The sequence below is a fragment of the Nocardia wallacei genome (assembly GCF_029869545.1).
Lineage (GTDB): Bacteria > Actinomycetota > Actinomycetes > Mycobacteriales > Mycobacteriaceae > Nocardia > Nocardia wallacei_A.
Window position 1 is genome coordinate 1 of record NZ_JARWQD010000177.1, and the last position, 12,272, is coordinate 12,272.

General features: G+C 69.1%; 13 protein-coding genes. 5 read left to right on the forward strand and 8 right to left on the reverse strand.

The window, feature by feature from the left end; all coding sequences use genetic code 11:
- Window positions 1-105: 105 nt before the first annotated feature.
- The gene (locus tag QH290_RS14470; RefSeq protein ID WP_280266808.1) at window positions 106-522 is read right to left on the reverse strand and encodes a cytochrome c oxidase subunit 4; all 417 of its coding nucleotides are present in this window, start codon (window positions 520-522) and stop codon (window positions 106-108) included.
- A 13-nt stretch (window positions 523-535) separates the two neighbouring features.
- Complete coding sequence (gene ctaC, locus QH290_RS14475; protein ID WP_280266807.1) at window positions 536-1,534, reverse strand: aa3-type cytochrome oxidase subunit II; 999 nt, start codon at window positions 1,532-1,534, stop codon at window positions 536-538.
- A gap of 532 nt (window positions 1,535-2,066) precedes the next feature.
- On the opposite strand from ctaC, the gene asnB reads away from it, so the two are divergent.
- From asnB to QH290_RS14490, 3 genes are all read left to right on the forward strand, one after another.
- Entirely contained in the window at window positions 2,067-4,052 is a 1,986-nt protein-coding gene (gene asnB / locus QH290_RS14480; protein WP_280383296.1) for an asparagine synthase (glutamine-hydrolyzing), read from the forward strand.
- Between the two features lie 67 nt (window positions 4,053-4,119).
- A complete protein-coding gene (locus QH290_RS14485) occupies window positions 4,120-4,389 on the forward strand; it encodes a DUF2277 domain-containing protein (RefSeq protein ID WP_280269890.1) in 270 nt (89 codons plus the stop codon).
- 61 nt (window positions 4,390-4,450) lie between these two features.
- Window positions 4,451-4,978: an ATPase gene (locus QH290_RS14490; protein ID WP_280383298.1), complete on the forward strand. Its 528-nt coding sequence runs from the start codon at window positions 4,451-4,453 to the stop codon at window positions 4,976-4,978.
- A 232-nt stretch (window positions 4,979-5,210) separates the two neighbouring features.
- Here QH290_RS14490 and QH290_RS14495 read toward each other — a convergent pair whose 3' ends face one another.
- The 5 genes from QH290_RS14495 to QH290_RS14515 all read right to left on the reverse strand — a co-directional run bounded on the left by QH290_RS14495 (window position 5,211) and on the right by QH290_RS14515 (window position 10,523).
- A complete protein-coding gene (locus QH290_RS14495) occupies window positions 5,211-5,609 on the reverse strand; it encodes a dihydrofolate reductase family protein (RefSeq protein ID WP_342213736.1) in 399 nt (132 codons plus the stop codon).
- On the reverse strand, window positions 5,610-5,774 hold the full coding sequence (locus QH290_RS14500; protein ID WP_280383301.1) for a dihydrofolate reductase family protein: 165 nt from the start codon (window positions 5,772-5,774) through the stop codon (window positions 5,610-5,612).
- Window positions 5,775-6,039: 265 nt separating this feature from the next.
- Window positions 6,040-6,789, reverse strand: coding sequence for an adenosylcobinamide-GDP ribazoletransferase (locus tag QH290_RS14505; RefSeq protein ID WP_280383302.1), 750 nt, complete (start codon window positions 6,787-6,789; stop codon window positions 6,040-6,042).
- Window positions 6,790-7,396: 607 nt separating this feature from the next.
- The gene (cobT, locus tag QH290_RS14510; RefSeq protein ID WP_280383304.1) at window positions 7,397-9,418 is read right to left on the reverse strand and encodes a nicotinate-nucleotide--dimethylbenzimidazole phosphoribosyltransferase; all 2,022 of its coding nucleotides are present in this window, start codon (window positions 9,416-9,418) and stop codon (window positions 7,397-7,399) included.
- Window positions 9,419-9,566: 148 nt separating this feature from the next.
- Complete coding sequence (locus tag QH290_RS14515; RefSeq protein WP_280269884.1) at window positions 9,567-10,523, reverse strand: helix-turn-helix domain-containing protein; 957 nt, start codon at window positions 10,521-10,523, stop codon at window positions 9,567-9,569.
- 86 nt (window positions 10,524-10,609) lie between these two features.
- Here QH290_RS14515 and QH290_RS14520 point away from each other — a divergent pair, with 86 nt between their 5' ends.
- On the forward strand, window positions 10,610-10,828 hold the full coding sequence (locus QH290_RS14520; protein ID WP_280269883.1) for a hypothetical protein: 219 nt from the start codon (window positions 10,610-10,612) through the stop codon (window positions 10,826-10,828).
- Between the two features lie 31 nt (window positions 10,829-10,859).
- Here QH290_RS14520 and QH290_RS14525 read toward each other — a convergent pair whose 3' ends face one another.
- The gene (locus tag QH290_RS14525; protein ID WP_280383306.1) at window positions 10,860-11,537 is read right to left on the reverse strand and encodes a DUF3043 domain-containing protein; all 678 of its coding nucleotides are present in this window, start codon (window positions 11,535-11,537) and stop codon (window positions 10,860-10,862) included.
- Between the two features lie 299 nt (window positions 11,538-11,836).
- Here QH290_RS14525 and QH290_RS14530 point away from each other — a divergent pair, with 299 nt between their 5' ends.
- Window positions 11,837-12,187: an iron-sulfur cluster assembly accessory protein gene (locus QH290_RS14530; RefSeq protein WP_068033002.1), complete on the forward strand. Its 351-nt coding sequence runs from the start codon at window positions 11,837-11,839 to the stop codon at window positions 12,185-12,187.
- The last annotated feature ends 85 nt before the right edge of the window (window positions 12,188-12,272 follow it).

Below are 12,272 nucleotides of genomic sequence, written 5' to 3' on the forward strand. Positions count from 1 at the left end.
CCTCTGTTTTATTCCGCCCCACACCCCCCCTTATTTATTATTTTCGCCATCACGACCACGGGGCCCCGTTTTTTTTTCGCCGGGGGGGCCGTATCTGTCTGTGCGCTAGTGCTTCTCGGGGCCCAGGTGGTACTCGAACACCAGGCCGCCGACCGTGATGAGGATGCACACCACGCCGACGCCGATCAGCCAGATCTGGAAGAACGCGAAGCCGATCGCGGTCACCGAGGCGGCCGCGGCGATCAGGATGGGCCAGAAGCTGCCGGGCGAGAAGAAGCCCAGATCGCCGGCGCCGTCCACGATCTCGGCGTCCTCGTAGTCCTCCGGCCGCAGGTCCAGGCGGCGGGCCACGAAACGGAAGTACGTGCCGACGATCAGCGTCAGACCCGCGGTCAGCACGATCGCGGTGGTACCGGCCCACTCGACGCCCGTGCGCGACTGCGCGGTGAAGAATGCGTAGACGACGCCCACGATGATGAAGAACACCGTGAGCAGCTCGAAGATGCGTGCTTCGACCTTCATGTCAGTTCAGTCCTCACTTGCTCTCGGCCTGGGCGGCTTCGCGCGCGGTGCGGTCGGTGTCGAACGGGTGCGTGGTCACCGAGACCGGCGACTCACCGATGCTCGCCAGCGCCTCGGCGTTGGTCGCGCCCCTCTCGCGCACCTGCAGGTAGCGCTCGAACTTCTCCGGGCTCACGGCCCGGACCTCGAAGTTCATCATCGAGTGGAAGGTACCGCACATCTCCGCGCAGCGGCCCACGAAGGCGCCCTCCCGCTCGATCTTGGTGATCTGGAAGGTGTTGTCGGAGTGGTTTTCCTTCGGGTTCGGCATCACGTCGCGCTTGAACAGGAACTCCGGCACCCAGAAGGAGTGGATGACGTCGGCCGCCGCGAGCTGGAACTCGACGACCTTGCCCGTCGGCAGCACCAGCACCGGGATCTCCCGGCTGGAGCCGATCGTCTCGATCTTGTCGTAGTGCAGGTAGGAGGTGTCGTTGGCGGGCAGGCCGTTGTTCGGACCCGGCTGCGGGTGGCCGTCGACCTTGCGCTCCTTGTACTCCTCGATGATCTCCTGGTTGAGGGAGTTGCGCTCCTTGTCGGCGCCGTCGTAGACCTGGCCACCGGCCAGCACCGCCTTCTGGTAACCGAACTTCCAGTTCCACTGGAACGCGGTCACATCGACGACGACATCCGGGTTGGACACCTTCTCGTGCACGTAGTTCTGCACGACCACGGTGAAGTAGAACAGCACCGCGATGATCACGAACGGGATCGCCGTGTAGGTCAGCTCCAGCGGCACGTTGTACCCGGTCTGGCGCGGGAACTCCGGCGAGTTCGACTTCTTGCGGTGGAAGGCCACGGTCCAGAAGGTCAGACCCCAGACCAGGACACCCATCGCCAGGGCGGCGACCACCGACCACGTCCACAGCTCCCGCATCCGGGTCGCCTGCGGGGTGACACCCGTGGGCCAGCCGAACCGAAGCACGGGATTGTCGATCGAGCAGCCCGAGACGAGCAGCACGGTGATCCCCATGGACACCGCCAGCCCGGCCCGCCGAAGGGTGCGGCCCCGTCCGCCGGAGGTAGAGCCCCCGCCGGGGCGTGCCCCTGTCGCTTCGCTCGCCTTGTGCGCCACGCTCAACGCCTTCCTGGTCGTCTAACCGACTCGCCGCCGCCCGGCGCGGACCGGGCAACGCAATATCCAGCACGTTCGGGGATCATGGGCGGACCGGTGCAAACGCACGGTCCGGCCCGGGAGTTCCCGAGTACTACGCAGCGTAGACCAAACCGCCTACCGCGTTGTGCCCGGGTCGCATTCGACACACCGACGACCTCCCATTCCTCAGGAAAACGCCTCACCCACCACGCCCCTCCACCTCACCCCAGCACGCTCCCCCACCTCACCCACCCGCATGCTCCTCCACCTCACCCCCAGCACGCTCCCCCACCTCATCCCCGGCATGCTTTTGGCCGGGGCAACATGGCGCACCCCCGTACGGCATACTCGGAGGCTGGGTTCGCTCGTCCTGCCCGCACCCGATCCCGGAAACGAGGTTCTCGACGCAGTGTGTGGACTGCTCGGATTTCTGACCGCTGACGTCGCGACCGACGACGTCGTCACCCAGGTCTACGACGCGCTGCAGTGCGGCCGCCACCGCGGCCCCGACGAGCGCGGCACCTGGCACGACGAGCACATCATCCTCGGCTTCAACCGGTTGTCGATCATCGATATCGAACATTCGCACCAGCCGCTGTTCTGGGGCCCGCCGGAGAACCCGGAACGGTACGCGCTGGCGTTCAACGGCGAGATCTACAACTATCTCGAGCTGCGCGAGCAACTGACCACCGAGCACGGCGCGCAGTTCCGCACCGAGGGCGACGGCGAGTCGATCGTCGCGGGCTATCACTACTGGGGCATCGAGGTCTTCGCCCGGCTGCGCGGCATGTTCGCCTTCGCGATCTGGGATACCGAGCAGCGCAAGCTGGTGCTGGCCCGCGACCCGTTCGGCATCAAGCCGCTGTTCGTCGCGACCGGCCCGAACGGCACCGCCTACGCCAGCGAGAAGAAGAGCCTGCTGGAACTGCTTCCGGCGCTGGGACTTTCGGACGAGCTGGACGTGCGCGCGCTCGAGCACTACACCGTGCTGCAGTACGTACCGGAGCCCGAGTCGCTGCACAAGAACGTCCGGCGCCTGGAGTCCGGCTGCTACGCCATGCTCGAGCCGGGTGAGAAGCCGCGCGTCACACGGTATTTCGAGCCCCGGTTCCGGGTCGTGCCGTTCGGCAAATCCGAGGACGAGACGGCCCACACGCCGAGCAGGCGCCCACAGTCGCCCAGCCGCCCGAACACCGCCGAATCCCGCTACCGCGAAATCGCCGAGGTGATGGAGGATTCGGTCGCCAAGCACATGCGCGCCGACGTGACCGTCGGGGCCTTCCTGTCCGGCGGCATCGACTCGACCGCCATTGCGGCACTGGCGATCCGGCACAACCCGAACCTGCTGACCTTCACCTCCGCCTTCGAGCGGGAGGGCTATTCGGAGGCCGACGTCGCGGCCGAGACCGCCGAGGCCATCGGCGCCGAGCACTACATCCGCACGGTGAGCCCGGAGGACTTCGCGGGCGCGATTCCCGAAATCGTCTGGTATCTCGACGATCCCGTCGCCGATCCGGCGCTGGTGCCGCTGTACTTCGTGGCCAAGGAGGCGCGCAAGCACGTCAAGGTGGTGCTGTCCGGTGAGGGCTCCGACGAGCTGTTCGGCGGGTACACCATCTACCGGGAGCCGTTGTCGCTCAAGCCTTTCGAATATCTGCCGAAGGGCCTGCGGCGGCTGGCGGGCAAGCTGTCGGACCGGATTCCGGAGGGCACCCGCGGCAAGAGCCTGCTGCACCGCGGCTCGCTGACGCTGGAGGAGCGCTACTACGGCAACGCCCGCAGCTTCAACGATGCCCAATTGCGTTCGGTGCTCCGGGAATTCCGTCCCGAGTGGACCCATCAGGACGTGACCGGCCCGATCTACGCCAAGCAGGACGCCGACATGGATCCGGTGGCGCGCATGCAGCACCTGGATCTGTTCACCTGGCTGCGCGGCGACATCCTGGTCAAGGCCGACAAGATGACCATGGCCAACTCGCTGGAGCTGCGGGTGCCGTTCCTGGACTCCGAGGTGTTCGCGGTCGCGGAGAAGCTTCCCTTCGACCAGAAGATCACCAAGGACACCACCAAGTACGCGCTGCGCCGGGCGCTCGAGACCATCGTCCCGCCGCACGTGCTGCACCGCCCCAAGCTGGGCTTCCCCGTGCCGCTGCGGCACTGGCTGCGCGGTCCGGAGCTGCACGACTGGGCGGCCGCGCAGATCGCCGACTCCCAGACCGACCATCTGCTGGACAAGTCGGCGATCAAGGCGATGCTGGAGGCGCACCGTTCCGGCGCCTCCGACCACAGCCGCCGCCTGTGGACCCTGTTGGTCTTCATGATCTGGCACGGGATCTTCGTCGAGGACCGCATCAAACCCCAGATCCAGGAACCCACCTACCCGGTCCGGCTCTGACCGGCGGTCATCCGGTGCGGTCGTTCGCGGCCTCGTACCTGTCACCCGGCGCGGCTAACCTCAGGGTATGTGCAGAAACATCACTCCCCTGCGCGGGCTGGAGCCCGCGGCGACCTCCGAGGAGATCCAGGCCGCGGCGCTGCAGTACGTGCGCAAGGTCGGCGGCCTGTCCAGCGTCTCCGCCGCCAACCGTGACGTAGTGGAGGCCGCGGTCGCCGATATCGCCGCCGTCACCACCCGGCTGCTGGCCGAACTGCCCGAGCGCAAGGTCCCGCCGAAGACGATCCCACCACTCCGCCGCCCGGAGATCCGGGCCCGGATCGAGGCCCGCGGCTGAGCGCCGTACGGCCGGGCAGCTCGTTCGCCGCTCGCGACCGGGCGACCCAGGCATATCGCCGGTGAGCGGTTCCGAGGTCCTGCTGATCGGTGGGCGGGCCGGAGTCGGCAAGAGCAGCGTCGGGCACGAGTTGCACGCTCGGCTGTCGGAGGCCGGTGTGCGGCACTGCCTGATCGAGGGGGACCTGCTCGATCTCGCCTATCCCGCACCGCAGGAGCACAACCTGGCCGAGCGGAATCTCGCCGCCATGTGGTCGAACTATCGGGCCCTCGGCTATCGCCGCATGATCTACACCAACACCGCCAGCGTCCTGCCCGCGGTCGCCGACCAGCTGACGGCCGCCATGGGCCACGCCCCGGCCGCGATCGGCATCCTGCTCACCTGCACGGATGAGACCGCACGACAACGACTTTCGCGGCGCGAGATCGGCACGGCGCTGGAGCGCCACCTCCATCGCAGCAAACACATGGCCGAACGACTGGATCGCGAAGCACCGGCATGGGTGCATCGCGTCGGCACCGACCATCGCACGGTCACCGACATCGCCGCCGAAATCGTCACCCGCACCGGCTGGGCCGATATCCGCTGAACCTCGTGGATACGTTCACGGCCGCTCGCACCATTCGGTCTTGGACCCGCCGCACCGCCGACCGCGGCAAGGCCGTGGTCGAGCCCATCGCAGCCCGCCGACTTCGACAAGGTCCTCGCCCCCACGCGCCGCAAGATCGGCGACATCATCCGCGGCTACACGCCCGAACAGCAGGAATTCCTCTTCGACTACTTCGCCCGAGCCGCCGACGGCCCGGCCGTCTGATCGGTGGCTACCGGTAGCTCTGCAGGACGACGCCCGAGGTGGGGAACGCCCGGGATTCGACGAATCGCAGGTTGCGGCGGGTGCCGTCGGTGAACAGCGGCTCGCCCGCGCCCAGCAGGACCGGGAAGATCAGCAGACGGATCTCGTCGACCAGTTCGCGGCGCAGGAACTCCCGGGCAGTCGACGCACCGGCGAACAGGACCAGCGGTTTGCCGGGCCTGCGCTTCAGCTCGGCGATCTCGGCCGTCAGATCCGCGCCGACGGTCGAGGCGGGCCGCCAGTCCAGCGGGGCATCCGGCCGCGACGTGACCACGATCTTCGGCAGCCCGTTGACCAGCGCCGCCAGCTTCGCGTCACCCGGGGTTGCCGGATTCTCTTGCGCCTGAGGCCAATACTGCGCCAGCAGCTAATAGGATTTACGCCCGAAGATCTGCGCGTCCACGCTCCCGAGCAACTCGCCGAGGTAACCGTCCAGCTCCGGATCATCGACCCCGACCCACTCGAGGTCCCCATCCAGCCCGGCCGCAAACCCGTCCAGACTCACCATCATGTGCAAAATCAACGCCCGCATAACTCTCCTCCGTCCAGCCCACCCCCATATCAAGACGAGCCAACCCCTCCAAACTCATCGCCCTCGCACCCCTTACGTGACCCCGCACCCCCTACAGGCTCCTGCAGACGGTGCGGGAACAGCTAAGTGGTGCGGGAACGTGGATCTCGGCGGTACAGGTGCAGTGGCGGGGTGCTGCGGTGGTCGGCGACGCGCTATCGGCGGGGCCTATGCGTACCCGACGAAGATGTCGGCATCGATCTGCGGTCACCTCCGGTACAGCGTGCTAGGGCTGGAGTGTGGATACAACGGCGGTGCAGGTTACCGTCAATTCCAGTGCGGCGCCGAGGATGTCGCCGTTCAGGCCGCCGAAGCGGCGGAGGCAGTGGCGGACTGTCAGCCAGGCGGCGGCGAGACCTACGGCGACGGCGACCACTCCCAGCCAAGGATGGGCGGGTACGGCGAAAATGCCTGCGCCGAGGGCGATTACCGACCACATCGCGACGACGAGCAGAGGCTGCGTTCCGGCAACGAGCGCTCCGAACCCGGCGCCGGGCGCGGCCGTAGTCCCTCGACGGCAGGCCCACACGACGGCGACGCGACCTGCCGCGACGGCCAGGACCACCGCGAACCACCGCCCCTGCTCCGCGAGCGCCGCGAACGACAGCGCCTGTATGCCCAGGGCGAATACGAGGGCGACGACGCCGAAGGGGCCCACACCGCCACTCTTCATGATCTCGCGCGCCCGCTCCGGCGGCCCGTAACTCCCCAGCCCGTCCATCGTGTCGGCGAGCCCGTCCAGATGCATCCCCCGCGTCACCAGCGCCAGCGCCGCCACCGTCAGCACCCCACCCAGCGCGAAAGTCGTTCCCGCCGAGGCAGATACCCAGAGCACCGCAGCCGCACCACCACCCAACAGCAGCCCCACCAACGGCGCAAGCCCAATCGCCCGCCCCGCAGCCCCCCGATCCACAACCCCCGGCCCACGAACCGGCAACACGGTCAACCACGACACCACCAACCGAACCCCCCTCATCCCCAAACACCCCATCCGACACGCACGCGCTCTCCCCTGCGCGCCCACCACGCCTCAATGCCACACCCCCGGCGAAGGAATCGGCGGGCGCCACAGCAAAGCTCGGCAACGAGGCCGCCCTGGCCAAGGCCCCCGACCAAACGACCGCAGTCACCCACCTGCCCCCCAGCACTTCGCGATCGCTCACCCCGAACAGCGGCGACGGCCCGGCCCCCATTCCCGCACCCCGTACCTGCTCCCGCACCCCCTACAAGCCCACGCAACGGGTGCGCGAACACGCAGGGGGTGCGCGAAACCCGCCGCGACACCAGCAGCCCACTCCCCCTCGACGACCGGGCCACTCGCTCGCCACGAGCCGATCCCGCCCGCAGACCGAACCGTCCGCTCCGCGCGCAGCCCCCATTCCCGCACCCTGTACCTGCTCCCGCACCGCCTGCAGGACCTTGCAGGGGGTGCGGGAACACGGAGGGGGTGCGCGGAACCGGCGGCGGCACCGGGGGTTGGCTCCGTCTCGGTGACCGGATTGCTCGCTTGTCGCGGGCCGGTGCGGCGGGCGGGCCGATCCGTCGGGTCCGGTCGACTGGGGTGCGGTGGCTCACGGGGCGGGTCAGGGGGCGACTTCCGAGGGGGGCGAGGTGGTTTCGGTGGTGCTGACGCCTGCCTCGGCGAAGGTCGACATGTCGGTGAGGGTTGCGACTGCCGCGCGCAGGATCGGGAGGGCGGTGAGGGCGCCCGAACCCTCGCCGAGCCGCATGTCGAGGTCCACCAGCGGTTCGAGGCTCAGCCTGCTCAGGGCTTGGGCGTGGGCCGGTTCGGTGGAGCGGTGTCCCGCGACCCACCATGCCTTCGAGCCGGGGGCCAGCATCTCGGCGAGCAGGGCGGCGGCGGTCACCACCAGACCGTCGAGGATCACGGGAGTGCGACGGGCCGCGGCCTGGGCGAGGTAGCCCGCGGCGGCGGCCAAGTCGGCACCACCGGCGACGCGCAGCAGCGCGACCGGATCGTAGCGGTGCGTGCGGGCCCGCCACATGGCGTCGCGGACCGCGGCGGCCTTGCGCATCCACCCGGCATCGTCGACGCCGGTGCCGCGCCCGACCGCGAGCACCGGCTCGGTATCGGTGAGCGAGGCGATGAGAACCGTTGCGGGCGTGGTATTTCCGATGCCCATATCCCCGGCGATCAGCAGGTCGGCGCCGGCATCGATCTCCTCGTCGGCGATCGCCTTACCGGCGGCCAGCGCCGCGTGCACCTCGGCCTCGGACAGCGCGTCCTCGCGATCGATGCTGCCGCTCGAACGGCGCACCTTGTGCCCGGAGACGACCGGGTCGGTATCGCCCTCGACAGCGATATCCACCACCCGCACGGTCGCGTCCGCCAGCCGCGCCAGCGCGTTCACCGCGGCGCCACCGGCCAGGAAGTTGTCGACCATCTGCGCGGTCACCTCACTCGGATAGGCCGAAACCCCGTGCCGCGCAACGCCGTGATCCCCGGCGAACACCACCACCCGAGCCCGCTCGAACTGCCGCGGCGGGCACACCCCCTGGCACGCCGCGACCCAGTTCCCCAGCGTCTCCAACCGCCCCAGCGCCCCCGCCGGTTTGGTGAGCACGAGCTGCCGCGCCTGCGCCTCGGCCCACACCTGCGCATCAGGCGCGGCAACAGGCCCGAATTCCGGTGCGACAGAAGGAATCTCCGCGACATCCCCCGCGAGCGCCTCGGCGCCCTCCACCGCGGATTCCGCGCCGGAACCGCCCGCCGCGACGGCAGTCGGTGATTCCGCATCGGAATCGCCTGCCGCCGACGAGCCTTCCGGCCCCGTGCCGAGAGTCTCGGGGACACCGGAGGTAGTCCGGTCGGCAGTTGGGGCACCTGCCATCGACGAACTGGCCACTGCCGCACCAGGACTCGCAGGGCCATCCGCAGAGGTCCGGTCGCCAGCTTTTCCGGAACCGTCAGCCGACGAGCTGGCCGCTGCCGCGGCGAGGGCCGCGCCCGCAGAGGTCTGGGCGGACTCGGTACCCGCGACAGACCCTGCGGTGGGCGCACCGGCCGCTGTCATCGACGCGGACACCCCCGCCACACCGGCACCCTTGATCAGGGTCGGCACGCCCGCGATCACCAGGTAGACCTCGTCGCAGGCCGCGGCGATCCGCTGGTTCAGCTCGCCGATCTCGTCCTGGAACAGGCGTCCGGACTTGGTCGCGGGGAGGACGCCCAGCCCGACCTCCGGGCTCACGATCACCAGGCGCCGGTCGTAGCCCGTCACGGCCGCGACCAGGGCGTCGGCGTCGGGTTTGACGGTGCCGCGTGGCGACTCCCAGTCCGCCCGCGCATCGATGCGGCCGGTCAGCCAGGTGCCGAGATCATCGATCAGCGTCACCGGCGCCGATTCCGCGAGCACCGCGACCGGATCGCCCTCGACCACGTTCCACACGCCCGGCCGCCGAACTCGATGCGCCGCAACGCGTTCGGCGAAGTCGGCGTCGGACGGATCCAGCACCGCCGTCGCGACATATCGCACCGCCCCGGCCCGCCCGGCCAGCTCCTCGGCGAACGCCGACTTCCCCGACCGCGCACCGCCGAGTACCAGCGTCCGCACCGCTCGCCCACCCGCCGCTTCGTCAACCACGCCAGAACGGTACCAATCGCCGCCCGACCCCGGACGACCTGCACACCCGTCGCCCTTCCCGCACCCCTTGTTCGTTCCCGCACCCCGTACGAGGGCATGCAAAGGGTGCGGGAACACGCAAAGGGTGCGGCAATGAACAAGGGGGAGGTCAGGCGCCGAAGCGGCGGCGGTATTCGATGGGGGCTATGCCGACGAGGCGCTGGAAGTGGTGGCGCAGGAGGGCGCCGGAGCCGAAACCGGAACGGCCCGCGATGGTTTCCAGGTCCAGGGTGGTGTCCTCAAGGAGGTGTTTGGCGAGCAGGATGCGCTGATTGGTGAGCCATTTGACCGGCGTGGTGCCGGTCTCGGCGACGAAGCGGCGGGCGAAGGTGCGCGTCGACATGGCCGAGCGGGCGGCCAGATCCTCCACCGTGTGCGGCAGGTCCAGGTGCTCGTCCATCCACAGCAGCGTCTCGCGCAGGCTGTCGGACTCGTATCCCGGCATCGGGCGTTCGATGAACTGGCGCTGCCCGCCGTCGCGCTGCGGCGGTACCACCATCCGCCGGGCGATCTTGTTGGCGACGGCACTGCCCAGCTCCCGCCGCACCAGGTGCAGGCAGGCGTCGATACCGGCGGCCGTCCCGGCGCTGGTGATCAGATTGCCCTCGTCGACGAACAGCACGTCGGGATCGACGGTGGCCTGCGGGTATCGCTCGGCGAGCTTGTCGACGTAGCGCCAGTGCGTGGTGCATTTGCGCCCGTCGAGCAGCCCGGCCGCGCCCGCCAGGAACGCGCCCGAGCAGACCGTCAGCACCGTCGCCCCCGCCTCGGAGGCGGCGCGGACCGCCTGCACCACGCGCGGGTCGAACTCGTAGCCCGGCGCGACCGGGTACGCGGGGATGGCGACCAGGTCGGCGCCGGACAGTTCGTCCAGGCCGTATTCGGGAGTGACCGTGATCCCGGGCGTGCTGGAGGTCAGCGCCCGGCCGGGTTCGGCCCCGCAGACCCGGAAATCGAAGGCGGGCAACCCGTCGTCGCGCCGGTCCAGCCCGAAAACCTCGCAGAGGACGCCGAATTCGAACATGGCGACGCTCTGGCTGAGCACCGCGGCGACCTTCGACAACATGCTCACAGTGTACGTGGCCGAATATTTACGAACAATGACGCAACTGCCACTGGTGGCAGGAAGTGGATGGAGGGAAACTTACTGCCATGCTCACTTACCTGCTCTCCTTCCTGTTCATCGTGATGATCGTGCTGGCGATGCGGGTCTTCCTGCACCACGGAATCACCCTCCCCCCAACGGGATCCAGCAACATCGACGACCGCGACGCCCAGCGCCTCGACATCGAACTACGCGCCATCACCGGCATGCGCGAACACGAGGGAATCCCCCGCACCAGGCACCCAGCCGACCACCCCACCCCCTGACCCCACCCACGCACCTGTCCGCAGGGCCTAGCTACACGGCGTCGCCGGGGCTGACGCGGGGTTTGGGGGCGCGCATGCGGCGGATCTGGGAGGCGCGGACGAAGGCGTACCAGCCCAGCGACAGCGACGAACTCGTGTCGTCGGGGAAACGCTCCCGCACGCGCTTGTTGATGGTGCGGCCGATCAGGAAGCCCTCGCCGACCATGAACACCATCATCACCAGCATGGCCAGCGTGACGTAGGCCTGCACCGCGGGCGTCAGGAACATGGTCAGGATCAGCACCAGCGCCAGGGGCATGAACAGCCCGACCAGGTTGCGGCGGGCGTCGACCAGATCGCGGACGTAGGCGCGGACCGGTCCGCGATCGCGCGGCAGCAGGTATTTGTCCTCACCCGCGAGCATGCGGGCGCGACGGTCGGCCGCGGCGGCGCGACGATCGGCGGCGGCCGCCTTGCGCTCGGCGCGATTGCCGCGGTTGGCCTGGCGGCGCGCCCGCGCCTCCTTCGCCGTCAGCGGCGCGGGCGCGACCGGACCGCGCCGCTTACCCTCGGCATCGCGGCGTTTCGGAGTGGGTCGCCCTTTACCGGCGGTGGCGGCCGCCCGGTCGGGGGTGTCGGCCGAGCCGCCCGACTCACCGGCGGCGGCGCCCGAGGTCTGGTCGGCGAGGTCGTCGGTCTTGCTGGCATCGCCGCGGCGGAGGAACTTCACGCCGACCAGGCTATTCGATGGCACACCGCCCTGGAAATCCGGTTCGCCGAGTTGTTGTGTCCTGCGCCATAGTCCGGCGTTCACCCGCCGCTAACCGGCCGTTTCCGCCCGGCACCGGAGTACGGTCGGTAGGGAGCAGAACAAGCACGGCAGGTATTCGGCCCGGCTGCGAATGGGTATACGGACTGGGGCGCGACCGCGCGAGAGTGGCAAGATTGGAATAGCCACCCGCGAAGTGGCGTTGACAGCTTCGAGCCGTGCGCTGTTCACGGGATGACCACGGGTCCTGAGGAGACTTCATGACTGCACCGAACGAGACCACCACCCACGGTGTGACGCTGACCGATGCGGCTGCCGGTAAGGCGAAGGCGCTGCTCGATCAGGAGGGCCGCGACGACCTGGCACTGCGGATCGCCGTGCAGCCCGGTGGTTGCGCCGGTCTGCGCTACCAGCTGTTCTTCGACGATCGCAGCCTCGACGGCGACCTCGTCGCCGAGTTCGGTGGCGTCAAGCTGACCGTCGACCGGATGAGCGCCCCCTACGTGCAGGGTGCCGCGATCGACTTCGTCGACACCATCGAGAAGCAGGGTTTCACCATCGACAACCCGAACGCCACCGGCTCCTGCGCCTGCGGCGACAGCTTCAACTGACCCCCGCCATCAGCCCGGAATCCCCGGCCGGGGGTTCCGCGCAGCCTGCGGCCCCGGTGAACCAAACCGGTTGTCGCCCAACAAA